This window comes from Roseomonas aerilata DSM 19363, assembly GCF_000711725.1.
Lineage (GTDB): Bacteria > Pseudomonadota > Alphaproteobacteria > Acetobacterales > Acetobacteraceae > Roseomonas > Roseomonas aerilata.
The window spans coordinates 118,110-132,177 of record NZ_JONP01000003.1 but is presented as its reverse complement, the minus strand read 5'-3'; the positions used below and the strand labels follow the sequence as shown (position 1 = coordinate 132,177).

Genomic DNA, 14,068 nt, shown 5'->3' with positions numbered 1-14,068 from the left:
GCCCATCACGCTTTGAGGAAAAGGCGCGGCCGCTTGCACAGGTTAAGGGCGTTCCATCCGGGTAGCCGACAATGATCGGACGGCGACCGTCGTGCAGGGAGTGCCTAGCCATCCAGCACAGCGCTGACACACCGCCAACTGCCGCCCGCCCAGACCGCGCCGGGCGACAGGGCGAAGGACTGACGCGCATGTCCGCCGATGGCGGGGCCGTCGCGGCGCACCGGTCGCTGCCGATCCACCCGAACACGAAAGAGCGCCCATGAGATTCGTCTCCACCCGTACGCACGGCATGATCGACTACGTCGCGGGCATCGTGATCGCCGCCTCCCCCTGGATCTTCGGCTTCGCCGACGGCGGCAGCGCGCAGTGGATCGCGGTCGTCGTCGGCCTCGTCCTCCTCGCCAGTTCCCTGATGACCGATTACGAGCTCGGCGTCGTACGCGTCATCCCGATGCCCGTGCATCTCGGCCTCGATCTCGTCGCCGGCCTGCTGCTGGCCGTCTCGCCATGGCTCTTCGGCTTCTCCGGCTATGTCTGGCTGCCCCACCTCATCCTCGGCGCCTTCGAGATCATGGCGAGCCTCATCACCCGCACCACGCCTGACACCTCCACCCTGACCAGCCAGGCATGAGCGCCACCATCGGCCGGCCTACGCGCGGCCCCGCCTTCGCGGCCGGCGTGCTCGGCTTCGCGCTGGGCGGCTTCTTCGACGGGATCATGCTCCACCAGGTGCTCCAGTGGCACCACTTCCTCTCCCTCGTCCCGGGGGAGGCGCTGCGCGACATCCGGGCGCAGATCCTGGCGGACGGCATGTTCCACGTGGTCGTCTACCTCATTGCCGCCCTCGGCCTCGGCCTTCTCTGGGGCCGGCGCCATGGGCTGGCCGGCGGCTCCGGCGCGCGGCTGCTCGGGGCCGTGCTGCTCGGCTTCGGCGTCTGGCAGGTGGTGGACGTGGTCGTCTTCCACTGGATCGTCGGGATCCACCGCATCCGCGTGGACGTGCCGGACCCGCTTCTCTGGGATATCGGCTGGCTCGTCGTCATCGGCGTGCCGCCGCTCCTGGCCGGCCTGCTGCTGCGCCGGCGCGCCGAGCCCCCGGCGGGCGGCGGCTATGGCGGGGCGGTCGCGGCAGCGCTCGCCGCCATCGTCGTCGCCTCCGGCCCGGTCGCGGCCCTCTCGCCCGCGGGCAGCACCACCGTGCTGGTGCTGTTCCGGGAGGGCCTTGCCCCCGAAGCGGCCTTCGCCGCCGCCATCGCCGCCGGCGGCCGCGTGGCTTGGGCCGACGCCTCCGGCGGCCTGCTCGCGGTGGACATGCGGGACGGCGGCTCGGTCCTCGAACTCTACCGCCGCGGCGCCCTCCTGGTGGGCAGCTCCGCCATCACCGGCGGATGCCTCGCCTGGACGCAGCGGCCAGCCTAGGGAACCGGCCCCGCGGGGCCGCGTTCCCACCCGGATCCATCACGGGCAACCCGCCGCCTTCCCAGGCGGCGGGCCGGGCCGGCAGAGACAGGGGCCAGCCGATGAGCACCGACACCTCCCCGCCGGGTGGGGGCCGCCCGCTCCGCGTCGTCATCCTCGGCGCCGGTTTCGGCGGGCTTGAGGCCGCGCGCGCTCTCTCGGGTGCCCCGGTGGAGCTGACGATCATTGACCGGCAGAACCACCACCTCTTCCAGCCACTCCTCTACCAGGTCGCGACGGCCGCCCTCTCCCCCGGCGACATCGCCTGGCCGGTCCGCAGCGTCTTCCGCCAGCAGGAGAACGTGACGGTCCTCATGGCCGAGGTCTCGGGCGTCGATCCCGTGGCCCGTCGCGTGCGGGCCGACGGCGTCCTCATCCCCTACGACATCCTCGTCCTCGCGACGGGCGCGACCCACTCCTATTTCGGCCGCGACGACTGGGCCCCCTTCGCGCCGGGCATCAAGACGATCGAGGACGCGACCGAGATCCGCCGCCGCCTGCTGACCGCCTTCGAGCGCGCGGAGATGGCGCTGGAGGAGGCCGAGCGGCAGCGGCTCCTCACCTTCGTCGTTATCGGCGGCGGCCCGACGGGGGTGGAGCTGGCCGGCGCCATGGCCGAGCTCGCCCGACAGGCCCTGAAGCGCGAGTTCCGCCGCGTCGATCCCCGCCGCGCCCGCATCGTGCTCGTGGAGGCCGGACCGCGCCTCCTTGCCAGCTTCCCCGAGGAACTCTCCGCCTACGCGCAGCGCTCCCTCGAGGACATGGGGGTGGAGGTCCGCACCGGCGCCCGGGTCACCGGCTGCGACGCCGGGGGCGTGAGCCTGGGGGAGGAACGGATCGACGCGAGCACCACGGTCTGGGCCGCGGGCGTCGTCGCCTCTCCCGCCGGCGCCTGGATCGGGGCGGAGCGGGACCGCGCCGGCCGCGTCGCCGCGGGCACCGATCTCTCCGTGCCCGGACATCCCGAGATCTTCGCCGTTGGCGACCTCGTCACCGCCAGGGACGGGCAGGGCAAGCCGATCCCCGGCAATGCTCCCGCGGCCAAGCAGATGGGCCGCTATGTCGGGGGGGTCATCGCCGCACGCGCGAAGGGCCAGCCCGTACCGCCGCCCTTCTCCTACCGCCACCATGGCGACCTCGCGACCATCGGCCGCCGATCGGCGGTCGTGGCGATGGACGGCTTCCGGTTGAAGGGGTTGCTCGGCTGGTGGTTCTGGGGGATCGCCCATGTCTACTACCTCATCAGCTTCCGCAGCCGCGTCGTCGTCTCCTTCGAGTGGTTCTGGAGCTACATCACCTTCCAGCGCGGCGCCCGGCTGATCACCCGCCGCCCGCCCGCGCCCGAGGCTGCCGCCGTGAAGGAGAGGGCCGAACCGCCCCGCCAGCCAGAACTGACAGGTGGCTGATCCCCCGCCGCGCTTCCGCGACCCAGTCCCCGGGCGGTTCCCTGCGTGCGGCGGCATCTTGCGGCCGGCCGGCAGGATCGCATCATAGGTTAGTCTTCGTGCCCGCGATGGTAGCCTAGACAGGCCCACGGGCTCGGCGCCCTTAGGGAAAAAAGGTCTTTCCCCTCCCCGAGGAAACAGCACTTGCCACCACAGAGCCCTTCTCACGAACGCCACCGCCTCGTGCGCCGGCTGGAGAGCACCACACTCCTCGACGATGCGGAGCGGCAGGCGTTGATGGATCTGCCCCTCATCCTCCGCGACTTCGCGGAGGGCCAGGACATCGTGCGGGGCGGTGACCGGCCGAGCCATTGCTGCCTCATCCTCACCGGCTTCGTCTGCCGCTACGCCCTGCTGCCGGATGGCCGCCGCCAGATCCTGGCCTTCCATCCCCCCGGCGACATTCCGGACCTGCAGAGCCTGCACCTGCAGATCATGGACCACAGCATGAGCGCGATGATGCCGACCGCCGCCGCCTTCATCGCGCATGACCACATCCACCGCGCCCTGGAGCAGCACCCGCGCCTCATCCACGCCTTCTGGCGCGAGACGCTGATCGACGCCGCGACCTTCCGTGCCTGGATGATCGGCCTGGGCCGCCGCACCGCGCATGAGCGCATCGCGCACCTCATCTGCGAGATGCTGCTCCGCTTCGAGGCGGTGGGCCTTGCGGAGGGCGACACCTTCCAGATGCCGGTGACGCAGAACGACATCGCGGACGCGCTCGGCCTCTCCAACGTTCACGTAAACCGCGTGCTGCAGGACCTCCGGCGGGACGAGCTGATCTCCTGGCAGCGGCCCGTGATCTCCGTCCTCCGGCGCGAGGCGCTGCAGAACCTTGCGATGTTCGACCCCGCCTACCTGCACATGCGCCGTCTGCCGGGCGGGCGGGGCAACGGGGAGGAGCACTAGCCCGGGCGCTGGCTTCCCCGTGCGCTGATCTCGTTCTCCAGTCGCTCCCCCCGCTCGAAGGCGGTGATGCTGGCCAGCGTCGTCGAGAGGATCGTGCCGATCGCCTCACGCGTGAAGAAGGCCTGGTGCCCCGTCAGCAGCACGTTGGGGAAGGAGACCAGCCGCTGGATGAGGTCGTCCGTGATGATATCCGAGGAGAGGTCGCGGAAGAACAGATCCGCCTCCTGCTCGTAAACGTCGATCGCGAGGCCCCGGAGCCGCCCGTCCTTCAGCGCGTCGATCGCGGCCTGCGTATCCACCAGCCCGCCGCGGCTCGTGTTCACCAGCAGCAGCCCGCGCCGCACGCGGGACAGGCTCTCCGCGTTCATGAGGTGCCGCGTCCCCGGCGTCAGCGGGCAGTGGAGGGAGAGCACGTCGGACTCCGCCATCACCGTCTCCAACGCGGCATAGCGCCCGCCGCAGGCCTCGAAATCCGGGTGCGGCACGGGGTCGTGCCCGATCACCCGGCAGCCGAAGCCCGTCATGATCCGCGCGAAGGCCCGCCCGATCTTGCCTGTGCCGACCACCCCCACGGTCCGGCCATGGAGATCGAAGCCCATCAGCCCGTCGAGTTCGAAATTCCCGCTGCGCGTCCGCTCATAGGCGCGGTGGAGGTGCCGGTTCAGCGCCAGCAACAGGCCCACCGCGAATTCCGCGACGGAATACGGGGAATAATCCGTCACCCGCACCACGCGGATGCCCAGCCGCGCTGCCGCCTCGAGGTCGATCTGGTTGAAGCCGGTGGAGCGCGTGGCCACCAGCCGCGTGCCTCCGGCCGCCAGGGCCGCGAGGACCTCCGCCCCCACGTCGTCGTTGACGAAGACGCTCACCGCCGGGAAGCCGGCCGCCAACGCCACCGTTCCCGCCTCCAGCCGCGCCTCCTGGAAGACCAGCTCGTGGCCATGGGCGGCGTTCGCCTCGGCCAGCAGGGCCCGGTCGTATCGCTTGGCGCTGAAGACAGCGACCCTCATGCAGGCTCTCCTGGCGGCAGGGGCGGGTGGCCCCTACCGGTCATCGCGCCGCCCCGGCGCGCGATCAACCCGCCTGGCGCCCTCGCGCGCGCCCCTGGGCGGCGTCTTCGGGAGGGGGTGCCATTCGCGTTCCACGCAGCGCCCATTGCGAAAATTGAGCCCCTCCGTGCGACAAAATCTCTATACTCACAATCCAGTTACGAAAGCGGCGGGATGCGATGACCCAAATCTGTTCGGAGTGCCAGGTCCGCGACCGTTCCATCTGCGGCAGCCTCTCGGATCCCGAGCTGGAGACCCTGAACCACCTCGGCCGCAACCGCCGCCTGGAGAAGGGCGAGACGCTGTTCTGGGCCGGGGAGGAGGCGGTGGTCTGCGCCAACCTCCTCTCGGGCGTGCTAAAGATCAGCACTGCCACCGCAGACGGGCGGGAGCAGATCGTGGGCCTGCTCTACCCCTCCGACTTCGTGGGCCGCCCCTTCGCCGAGGAGGCCGAGCAGAGCGTCACCGCGCTGACCGAGGTCGAGCTCTGCGTCTTTCCGCGCAAGCCTTTCGAGGCCGCGCTGGAGCACCATGCCCGGCTGGAGCGCCTGCTCCTCCGCCGCACCCTGGCCGCGCTGGACGAGGCCCGCGCCCGCATGCTGCTGCTCGGCCGCATGACTGCCGGGGAAAAGGTGGCGGCCTTCCTGCTGGACATGGCCGGCCATCTCGGCCAGCGCTGCGCCGCCGGCGCCACCACCTTCGACCTGCCCCTCACCCGCGCCGAGATCGCGGATGTGCTGGGCCTGACCATCGAGACCGTCAGCCGCCAGATGACGAAGCTGCGCCAAGACGGGCTGATCGACCTCCCCTCCGGCCGCCAAGTGACGATCCGCGACCGGCACGGGCTGCAGGAGCGCGCCGAGGCCGCCTGACGCCGCTCAGGTATCGAGCGTGCCGGCGGCGAAGACCTCCTCCAGTTCCAGGCGCCGGCGTGAGAGGTGCTGCGCCGCGGACCAGCGCAGCACGGCCTCCAGCTCCGCCCGGTTGGCCGAGACGCCGTAGGTCCAGGGGTCCGCTCCCAGCACCGCCCGCGTCTCCTCCCAGGCCTGGGGCAACCAGGGGATCATGGCCGGCAGGGTGGAGGCCCGGAGCGCCCTGTCCCACTCCGCCATGGCCAGGCGCTTCGCCTCCAGGAAGCCTTCATAGAGACGCCTCGCGAGGCCGGGGTCGCGCGCCAGCACCGCCCGGCGGATGCCGATCACGTGCATGATCGGGTGGAACCCCGTGCGGCGGTGATAGGCGATTTCCGCCGCCTTCACCTCCGGGAACAGCCGCACCACGCGCGGGTCGCCCTCCGTGAAGGCCTTGGGCGGGGTGGGGGAGAAGATCGCGTCCAGCTCGCCCCGCAGCAGAGCCGCGTTCAGTGTGTCTCCCTCGGCCAGCGGCGCCACGTCCATCCCCGCGGGCAGTTCCAGCGGCAGCCGCTCCCGCCGCCCCGCGGCATTCGTGCCCGCCGTGCGGTAGCGGATCGCGTTCACCGCCACCCCGTGCTCGTCCGCGAGGATCCCGCGCACCCAGAGGCCGAGCGTCATCTGGTACTCGGGGATGCCGACCAGCCGCCCCTCCAGGTCCTTCGGCCCCGCGACCCCCGCGTCACGCCGAAGGTAGATCGCCCCGTGCCGGAAGGCGCGGGAGACGAAGACGGGCAGCGCCACATACTCCCCCTCCCCGCGCGAGACCTGCATGAGCTGGCTGCTCAGCGACAGCTCGCTCGCGTCGAACTCCGCCCGCTGCACCGCCCGCGGGAAGCTCTGCTCCGAGGCGATGGGCACGGGCACGATCTCCACCCCCTCCACCCTCACCCGCCCGTCGAAAAGCGGCTGCACGCGGTCATAGGGCGCGCAGGCGAGGATAAGGGTGGTCATGGGAATCGCTCCTCCGGCCGCCGCATCATGGCGCGGCTTGGCAGGGCTGCCAGCCGCCTTGCCCCGCGCGCGTCCGGGGCCGCAGACTGGCGAAAACCGGAACGGAACGTCCCCCATGCTGCGCCGCCATCTGGTGCCGGGCGCCATCGCCGCCCTGGCCGCCCCCTCCATCCTTCGCGCGCAGGAGGCAGCCTGGCCGCAGCGTCCCATCACCATCGTCGTGCCCTTCCCGCCCGGCGGGTCGAACGACCTCCTCGCGCGGCCCCTCGCCCAGCGCCTGCAGGTCGCGCTGGGCGGCAACCCCATGGTGATCGAGAACCGCGGCGGCGCGGGCGGAACAGTCGGCGCCACCGCCGTCGCGCGGGCGCCGAAGGACGGGCACACGCTTCTCTGGGGCCATATCGGCACGTTGGCGGTGAACCCCTGGCTCTATCCCCAAATCACCTACGATCCGATCCGGGATTTCGCGCCCGTCGCCCTCGTCGCCACGCTGCCGAGCGTGCTCGCGGTGCATCCCTCCCTTCCCGTTCGCACGGCGGTGGAGTTCATCGCCTACGCCCGTGCCAACCCCGGCCGGGTCGAGTACGGCAGCGCCGGCAACGGCGCCGCCTCCCACATCACCATGGCCGCCTTCGCCGATGCGGCGGGGATCGAGCTCGTCCACATCCCCTATCGCGGCAACGGCCCCATGCTCGCCGACTTCCTCGCCGGCCGCCTGAAGGCGAGCTTCGCCGGCGCGCCCGTCGTCATGCCGGGCGTGCGCGACGGACAACTCATGGCCCTCGGCATCAGCGCCGCCAGCCCCTCCGCCTCCATCCCCGGCCTCCTGCCCGTAGGCCAGGAAGCGCTGCCCGGCTTCGAGCTCGTGCAGTGGCACGGCCTGGTCGCCCCCGCCGGCACGCCGCCCGCCCTCGTCGAGGTGATGAACGCGAAGCTCAACGCCGTCATCTCCGGCCCCGAGATGCGCGAACGCCTGGCGACGGAGGGCGCCGATCCCGCCGCCCGCTCGCCCCAGGCCTTCTCCCAACTCATCGCCTCGGAGATGGAGCGCTTCCGCGTCCTCGTCGCGCGCGCCGGCATCAAGGCGGACTGACGCCCCTAGCCCTCCGCGGTGATGCCCAGCCGCCGGATCAGCCCGCCCCAGCGCGCCCGCTCCTCCGACGCGAAGGCGGTGAAGCCGGCGGAATCGGAGCCGACCACCTCGAAGCCGGCGCCCTCCAGCACGCCGCGCGCCCGTGGCGCGGCAAGGGCGGCCTGCGCTTCCGTTCCCAGGCGCGTCACGACCGCGGGCGGGGTGGCGGAGGGGGCGACCATCCCCATCCAGGCGTAGCTCGTCGCATCAGGCATCCCGGCCTCCTCCAGCGTCGGCACGGCGGGAAGCCGGGCCAGCCGGTGGTCGGCCGTCGCGGCCAGGGCGCGCGCCTTGCCCTCGGCCACATGCGGGATGATCCCGGCGGCGATGATCACCATCGCCTGCAGCCGCCCGGCCACAAGGTCGAGCGTCGCCTCGGGAAAGCCCTTGTAGGGCACGTGGACGAGATCGAGCCCGAGCCGCGCCTTGATCTCCTCCATCGCCAGATGCCCGGCCGATCCGGCGCCCACCGAGCCATAGGCGATCGCACCCGCATTGGCCCTTGCGTGGGCGACGAAGCCCGCGAAATCCTCCACTGGCACCGAGGGATGCACGACGAGAAGCTGCGCGCCGCGCGCCAGCAGCGAGATGTAGGAGAGGTCCCGCGCGGGGTCGTAGGGCAGCCGCGGATAGAGCGCCGGCGCGGTGACCAGTGGGCCGTTGATGCTCACCCCCAACGTGTGCCCGTCCCGCGCCTTGGCCACCAGCTCCGTGCCGAGGTTCCCGCCCGCGCCCGGCCGGTTGTCCGCGACGAAGGGTTGCCCGAACGCCTCGCTGAGATGCGGCAGGACCGCGCGCGCCACCGTGTCCGGCGTGCTGCCCGGCGGGAAGGGCACGATGACGCGCACGGGGCGGTTCGGCCAGGCCTCCTGCGCGCTCACCCCGCGCGGCGCGCCTGCGGCGAGCGCCAGCCCCGCCAGGATGCTCCGCCGGTCGAGCTGTTCCGTCATCATGTTCCTCCCCTCTTCCTTCGCTGCACCCTCGGGGAGCAGGGCAATTCCCCGCCCTCTCCCCGGAGTAACCTGCCCGGCCAGCCTCAATCCATTCGCCCGAGGAAGGCACCGCTCCTTTCCAGCCGTTCCTGCAACGCGGCCACATCAACGTCCCGCACGCCGGCGTTGCCGCGCGCGACCATGGCCGCCGCCGCGCCCGCCGCCTCGCCCATCACCAGGCAGGCGCCGGAGACGCGGGCCGCCGACTGCCCCATATGCGTCATCGAGGCGCAGCGCCCGGCCACGAGCACATTCTCCAGCCCGCGCGGCAGCAGCATGCGGTAGGGCAGGTGGTTGAAGCCCCGGCTCGCGGGGATGTCCTGCCACTTGAACAGCACGTCGCCCGCGACGTGCGCCTCCACCGGCCAGCCGTTCACGCCGATGGTGTCCGCGAAGCTCGCGCAGCCCAGCACCTCCTCCTCCGTCAGCACGTGGTCGCCGAGCACACGCCGCGTCTCGCGCAGTCCGAGCTGGGGCGGGATGTCCACGATGTAGGCGTTGCGGAAGGCGGGCACGCGCGCGCGGAGGAAGGCGAAGCTGTCGCGGATCTGCCGCCGTCCCTCGATCTCGCCGCGGCTGAGCTGCAGGGCGTCGGTGCCGTCCACCGCGCTGCCATCCGCATTCGCCACCTGCGTGACGTTCGCGCGCCACTCGATGGAGTTCTTCTGCGGCCGCACGATCGGCGTGCGCCGGGGAAAGCGGATGCCCTCGTCGCGCTCGGCGGCGGCCATGATGGCGGGGATCCCCTCCCAGGCGCGCGCCTCGGCCGCGCCCGGCTCCACCGCGTTCAGCCGGAACATGGTGGAGGGGTAGAGCATCCCCCCTTCCCCATCGCCCAGCTCCCAGGGCGCACCGGCCCAGGCCGCCAGGTCGCCGTCGCCGGAGGCATCCACGAAAACCCGCCCCAGCACGGCCCGCCGGCCGGAGCGCGTCTCGATCAGCAGGGCGGAGACGCGGCCGCCGCCCTCCTCCATCACCACGCCCGCGGCGACGGCGTGGAACAGCACCTCCGCCCCCGCGGCCTCCAGCAGGTCGTCCGCCGCGATCTTGAAGGCGGCGGTGTCGTAGGCCTGCGCCCAGGTCTTGCCGAAGACGTCGTGCGGCGCCCTGAGCCCGCCGAGCCGGTCAATCCGCCCCAGCAGATCGTCGGTCACGCCGTGCACGACCTGGCGGATCTCGCCGTGGACGTTCGCGTGCAGGCCGCAGAAATTCGTCACCCCCGCCGCGGTGCCCATGCCGCCGAGGAAGCCGTAGCGCTCCACCACCAGCACGGAGGCGCCGTCCCGCCCGGCCGCCGCCGCGGCCGCCATCCCCGCCATGCCGCCGCCGAGGACGACCACGTCGTACTCGCCCAGGACCTCCGTCCGGCGGCTCGGCTCCGTCAGTGCGCGCCCGGTGCCCATCTCGCCCCTCCCCTTCACGATTTCTTCCGCCCTTTTACTCCGTGCGGCGTGGTGGTTAATCGGCCATCCTGCCGGATCACCTCACGCGGTTTGAAGGGGAATGCGCCCTTGGACACCCTGGCGAACCTGAAGGCCTTCCTGGCCGTCGCCGGCAGCGGCAGCTTCTCGGCCGCAGCGCGCGCGCTCGACCTCGCGCCCTCTGTTGTCACGAAGCGCGTGGACCAGCTGGAGCACGCCGTCCGCCGCCCCCTCTTCCGCCGCACCACCCGCCGCGTCTCGCTCACCGAGGCGGGGGAGCGCCTGCTTCCCCGGGTGCGCGCCTCGGTCGCGGAGGTGGATGAGGTGCTCGCCGCCCTCGCCCGTCCGGACCGCGACCTGGAGGGCCACCTGCGCGTGAAGATGCCGACCACGCTCGGCATCCTCTATCTCGGCCCCGTGCTCGCGGCCTTCCAGTCGCGCCACCCCCGCGTCAGCCTCGACGTCGTGCTGACCGACCGGCCGCTGAACCCGATCGAGGAGGGCTTCGATCTCGCGCTCGGCGCCTTCCCGCAGGCCTTCCGCGGCGCCCTCGACGTGCCGCTCTGCCCGCTCGAGCGCATCGCCTGCGCCTCGCCCGCCTTCCTGGCCACGAACGGCACGCCGCAGCACCCGCGCGACCTCGCCGCGCTCGACGCGCTCAGCTTCCTCCCCACCGGCAGCACATGGACCTTCGGCAGCCGCAGCGGCCCGATCAGCGTGACGGTGAATCCGCGCCTCTCCGCCAACGACAACCACGTCATCCTCGCCGCGGCGCGCGAGGGGAACGGCATCGCGGTGCTGCCCCGCTACGTCGCGGGTCCCTCGCTGCGCGCGGGCGCCCTGGTGCAGGTCCTCGCGGAGTTCCCGCTTTCCGAGATGTGGCTGAAGGCCGTGGTCCCCGAGAACCGCGCCCGCGTCCCGCGCCTCGTCGCGCTGCTCGAGTTTCTGCGCGAACACGTCGGCGGGCAGCCGCCCTGGGAGCGGGAGGAGTGATCCTCGTCACCGGTGCGCGGCTGCCCGAGGCTCAGCGCCACCCAACCGGTATGAGGCCGCCACGGCGCATGCCATGCTCCCCGGCAACGAAACGGAGGAGCGCGCGCCATGATCGACCGCCGGGTTCTGCTTGCCCTTTCCCTCGTGCCGGCGCCGCTCCTCGCCCAGACAGCCTCGCCCCTTATCTTCGCCGCGGGCGCGACGAAGCACGCGGTGGAAAGGTTGCAGGAGGCGCTGCGCGCCGCCGGCCAGCCGGTGCCCGAGGCGGCCTACGACACCGTTGGCGCGCTGCGGGACCGCGTCCTCGCCGGGGAGCGTCCGGCCGTCGTGCTGCTCTCGGCCGACGCTGTGTCCGCCATCGCCGCACGCACCGCACTGCCAGCCGAGGGCGTGGCGGCGGTTGGGCGCACCGGCGTCGGCCTCGCGGCGCCAACTGGGCAAGGCGTGCCTGATGTGTCCACGCCCGAGGCCCTGCGCGCCGCCCTTCTCGCGGCCGAGACCGTGGCGGTCGCCGATCCCGCGCGCGGGGCCACCGCCGGCCGGCACTTCATGACCGTGCTGGACCGCCTCGGCATCGCGGAGGCGATGCGCCCGAAGCTCCGCCTCGTTCCCTTCGGCGTGGAGGGCGTGGCGATGGCGGCGCGCGGGGAGGTTCCGCTCGCCGTCAGCCAGGCGACCGAGATCACCGACCGGCCGGGCGTGCAGCTCGTCGGCCTCTTGCCGGACGCGCTGCAGCTCTGGACCGTCTATCAGGTCGCCATGCTGCGGGAGGACGAGACGGCGCGCGGCCTGATGCGCCTCCTCACCTCGGAGGACGCGCGCGCCGCCTTCGCGCGCATCGGCTTCCGCCCGCCGGCCTGAGGGGCCGCCTCACTCCGCCCGGATGCCGGCGCTGCGGATCACCTCGCCCCAGCGCTGCCGGTCCGCCGCGATGGTCGCGCGGAAGGCCGCCTGATCGCCTGCCAGCACCTCCAGCCCACTCTCGGCGATGCGCCGGCGGAACTCGTCCGAGGCCGTCACCCGCGCCAGCGCCGCGTCCCAGCTCGCCACCACCGGCTGTGGCAGCCCGGCAGGGCCCGCGAGGCCGATCCAGCTCGTCACCTCGAAGCCCGGTAACGCGTCGCGGATGAGCGGCGTGTCCGGGAAGAGCGGCGAGGCCTGGGTGCCGCCGAAGGCGAGCAGCCGCAGCCCGCCGTCGCGGATCTGGCCGATGAATTCGGGGAAGTTGCCGAACATCATGTCCACGCGCCCGGCGGCGATGTCCACGATGGCGTTGGAGCCGCCGCGATAGGGCACATGCGTCATCCGCACGCCCGCCAGCCGCGAGAACAGCTCCCCCGCCAGGTGCTGGCTGGTGCCGTTGCCGGTCGAGGCATAGGTCAGCCGGTCCGGCGCCGCCTTTGCCGCCGCGATCAGTTCCCGCACCGTGCGGAAGCGCGACCCAGGCGCGACGACGAGCGCGTTGAGCACGCCCGCGACATTGCCGACCGGCACGAGGTCCCGGTCCATGTCCACGGGCATCCGCTGGCCCGGCAGTTGCGGCAGCACCGCGTAGGCGCTCATTGCCGCGACGTAGAGCGTGTGCCCGTCCGGCGCCGCCCGCACGGCGGCCTCGGCCGCGATGAGGCCAGAGGCGCCGGCGCGGTTCTCCACCACCACGTTCTGGCCGAGCACGGGCCGCAGCGGCTCCGCGACGAGCCGCGCGACGAGGTCAACAGCCCCGCCGGCCGAGAAGCCGACGAGCAGCCGCACGTCGTGGTCCGGGAAGGCCGCGCGCGCGGCGAAGGGCGCCCCGGACGCGGCAAGCGTGCCCAGCGCGAGGCGGCGGGTAAGCGGCATCACGCCGTCCAGTCCGCGGCCTGGAAGCGGAAGCCCTCGCCGTCGCGCGCGATGTAACCGTTCGCGGGGAAGGGGAAGTGGTAGCCGGTCACGCGCACCCGGTCCGCCGCGCAGCGGTCGAGCACCGCGCGCCGCGTTGTCTCCGCGGCCACGGGATCGAAGTCGTACATCGCGTGGAAGCCCGGCCGGCGCGCGAACAATTCGGGCCGGTGCGTCACGTCGCCGAGCACGATGAGCTGCCCGTCCCCGTCCGAGACGTGCCAGGAGGTATGCCCCGGCGAGTGCCCGTGCGTGCTGATGGCGCGAATGCCCGGCAGCGCCTCCTGCCCATCCGCCACGCGCCGCACACGCCCCTGATAAGGTGCGAGGCGCCGCGCGAGGTTGCCGAAATTCGGCTTCTGCCGCGCGGGCGCGGAGGATTCGTTGGAGGTATCGCTCCAGTAGCGGAACTCCGCCTCCGGGATCACCACCTCAGCCCTTTCGAAGACCGCCTTGCCGTCGGCGGTGGTCAGGCCGGTGATGTGGTCACCATGGCAGTGGGTGAGGACGACATAGTCGATCGTCGCGGGATCGATCCCCGCCGCGCGCATGTTGTCGAGTGCCGAGCCCGCGGTGGGCGCGAGCTGCCCGCCCGTTCCGGCATCGAATACCGCCGTGCCGCGCGGGGTCCTCACCACCGTCATCGTATAGGGCGTGACGTAGCGGTCGCGCGGCAGGAAGCTCTCGGCCAGCACGCCCTGCACCGCATCGAGCGGCGCGTTCAGCACCAGCCCTTCAACGGGGATGGTGCCGATGCCATCGAACAAGGTCACGGCGGTGAAGCCGCCGACGCGGAAGCGGTGGAAGCCTGGATTGGCAGGCGCCGCGGGCGCACTTCCCTGGGCGCGCGCGCCCGTGTTCCCGGCCAGCAACGCGGCAGCGCCGAGCCCGGCATGGCGGCGTGTGATCATGGCCCTATTTCC

The 14,068-nt window shown here is 72.4% G+C and carries 14 protein-coding genes; 8 read left to right on the top strand and 6 right to left on the bottom strand.

Features of this window, described 5'->3' with window-relative positions:
* The first annotated feature begins 259 nt into the window (after positions 1-259).
* The 4 genes from BO39_RS04905 (at position 260) to BO39_RS04890 (ending at position 3,815) form a co-directional block, all read left to right on the top strand.
* On the top strand, positions 260-631 hold the full coding sequence (locus BO39_RS04905) for an SPW repeat domain-containing protein (RefSeq protein WP_043830621.1): 372 nt from the start codon (positions 260-262) through the stop codon (positions 629-631).
* A complete protein-coding gene (locus BO39_RS04900) occupies positions 628-1,419 on the top strand; it encodes a DUF2243 domain-containing protein (protein WP_043830619.1) in 792 nt (263 codons plus the stop codon). Before BO39_RS04905 ends, BO39_RS04900 begins: the two co-directional genes overlap by 4 nt.
* Before the next feature lie 101 nt (positions 1,420-1,520).
* Positions 1,521-2,864, top strand: a complete 1,344-nt coding sequence (locus BO39_RS04895) for an NAD(P)/FAD-dependent oxidoreductase (RefSeq protein ID WP_052401525.1) — start codon at positions 1,521-1,523, stop codon at positions 2,862-2,864.
* 183 nt (positions 2,865-3,047) lie between these two features.
* Positions 3,048-3,815: a Crp/Fnr family transcriptional regulator gene (locus BO39_RS04890; protein ID WP_052401523.1), complete on the top strand. Its 768-nt coding sequence runs from the start codon at positions 3,048-3,050 to the stop codon at positions 3,813-3,815.
* Here the strand turns inward: BO39_RS04890 and BO39_RS04885 are convergent.
* Positions 3,812-4,825 carry a 2-hydroxyacid dehydrogenase gene (locus BO39_RS04885; RefSeq protein ID WP_043830617.1) on the bottom strand — a complete coding sequence of 338 codons (1,014 nt, stop codon included), beginning with the start codon at positions 4,823-4,825 and terminating at the stop codon, positions 3,812-3,814. The two genes, BO39_RS04890 and BO39_RS04885, sit on opposite strands and share 4 nt — an antisense overlap.
* 218 nt (positions 4,826-5,043) lie before the next feature.
* Here BO39_RS04885 and BO39_RS04880 point away from each other — a divergent pair, with 218 nt between their 5' ends.
* Positions 5,044-5,736, top strand: a complete 693-nt coding sequence (locus BO39_RS04880) for a Crp/Fnr family transcriptional regulator (RefSeq protein ID WP_043830615.1) — start codon at positions 5,044-5,046, stop codon at positions 5,734-5,736.
* Positions 5,737-5,742: 6 nt separating this feature from the next.
* Here the strand turns inward: BO39_RS04880 and BO39_RS04875 are convergent, their stop codons facing one another.
* Complete coding sequence (locus BO39_RS04875; protein ID WP_043830613.1) at positions 5,743-6,729, bottom strand: substrate-binding domain-containing protein; 987 nt, start codon at positions 6,727-6,729, stop codon at positions 5,743-5,745.
* Between the two features lie 115 nt (positions 6,730-6,844).
* Between BO39_RS04875 and BO39_RS04870 the strand changes: the two genes are divergently transcribed.
* Positions 6,845-7,822 carry a Bug family tripartite tricarboxylate transporter substrate binding protein gene (locus tag BO39_RS04870; RefSeq protein WP_043830612.1) on the top strand — a complete coding sequence of 326 codons (978 nt, stop codon included), beginning with the start codon at positions 6,845-6,847 and terminating at the stop codon, positions 7,820-7,822.
* A 5-nt stretch (positions 7,823-7,827) separates the two neighbouring features.
* On the opposite strand, the gene BO39_RS04865 is transcribed toward BO39_RS04870, so the two are convergent.
* Positions 7,828-8,814 (bottom strand): Bug family tripartite tricarboxylate transporter substrate binding protein, encoded by a 987-nt coding sequence (locus tag BO39_RS04865; protein WP_043830610.1) that lies wholly within the window; start codon positions 8,812-8,814, stop codon positions 7,828-7,830.
* Between the two features lie 83 nt (positions 8,815-8,897).
* A complete protein-coding gene (locus BO39_RS04860) occupies positions 8,898-10,274 on the bottom strand; it encodes an FAD-dependent oxidoreductase (protein WP_245614963.1) in 1,377 nt (458 codons plus the stop codon).
* 90 nt (positions 10,275-10,364) lie between these two features.
* Between BO39_RS04860 and BO39_RS04855 the strand changes: the two genes are divergently transcribed.
* Entirely contained in the window at positions 10,365-11,267 is a 903-nt protein-coding gene (locus BO39_RS04855; protein WP_043830606.1) for a LysR family transcriptional regulator, read from the top strand.
* Between the two features lie 108 nt (positions 11,268-11,375).
* Complete coding sequence (locus BO39_RS04850; protein ID WP_052401521.1) at positions 11,376-12,128, top strand: molybdate ABC transporter substrate-binding protein; 753 nt, start codon at positions 11,376-11,378, stop codon at positions 12,126-12,128.
* 9 nt (positions 12,129-12,137) lie between these two features.
* On the opposite strand, the gene BO39_RS04845 is transcribed toward BO39_RS04850, so the two are convergent.
* The gene (locus BO39_RS04845) at positions 12,138-13,106 is read right to left on the bottom strand and encodes a Bug family tripartite tricarboxylate transporter substrate binding protein (RefSeq protein WP_043830604.1); all 969 of its coding nucleotides are present in this window, start codon (positions 13,104-13,106) and stop codon (positions 12,138-12,140) included.
* Entirely contained in the window at positions 13,106-14,056 is a 951-nt protein-coding gene (locus BO39_RS04840) for an MBL fold metallo-hydrolase (RefSeq protein ID WP_043830602.1), read from the bottom strand. Before BO39_RS04840 ends, BO39_RS04845 begins: the two co-directional genes overlap by 1 nt.
* Positions 14,057-14,068: the final 12 nt, after the last annotated feature.

Excerpts from the sequence above, each read along its gene's own strand:
- BO39_RS04905 (WP_043830621.1), top strand. The coding sequence starts at position 260 with ATGAGATTCGTCTCCACCCGTACGCACGGCATGATCGACTACGTCGCG.
- BO39_RS04900 (WP_043830619.1), top strand. The coding sequence starts at position 628 with ATGAGCGCCACCATCGGCCGGCCTACGCGCGGCCCCGCCTTCGCGGCC.
- BO39_RS04895 (WP_052401525.1), top strand. The coding sequence starts at position 1,521 with ATGAGCACCGACACCTCCCCGCCGGGTGGGGGCCGCCCGCTCCGCGTC.
- BO39_RS04885 (WP_043830617.1), bottom strand. The coding sequence starts at position 4,825 with ATGAGGGTCGCTGTCTTCAGCGCCAAGCGATACGACCGGGCCCTGCTG.
- BO39_RS04880 (WP_043830615.1), top strand. The coding sequence starts at position 5,044 with ATGACCCAAATCTGTTCGGAGTGCCAGGTCCGCGACCGTTCCATCTGC.
- BO39_RS04875 (WP_043830613.1), bottom strand. The coding sequence starts at position 6,729 with ATGACCACCCTTATCCTCGCCTGCGCGCCCTATGACCGCGTGCAGCCG.
- BO39_RS04870 (WP_043830612.1), top strand. The coding sequence starts at position 6,845 with ATGCTGCGCCGCCATCTGGTGCCGGGCGCCATCGCCGCCCTGGCCGCC.
- BO39_RS04865 (WP_043830610.1), bottom strand. The coding sequence starts at position 8,814 with ATGATGACGGAACAGCTCGACCGGCGGAGCATCCTGGCGGGGCTGGCG.
- BO39_RS04850 (WP_052401521.1), top strand. The coding sequence starts at position 11,376 with ATGATCGACCGCCGGGTTCTGCTTGCCCTTTCCCTCGTGCCGGCGCCG.
- BO39_RS04845 (WP_043830604.1), bottom strand. The coding sequence starts at position 13,106 with ATGCCGCTTACCCGCCGCCTCGCGCTGGGCACGCTTGCCGCGTCCGGG.
- BO39_RS04840 (WP_043830602.1), bottom strand. The coding sequence starts at position 14,056 with ATGATCACACGCCGCCATGCCGGGCTCGGCGCTGCCGCGTTGCTGGCC.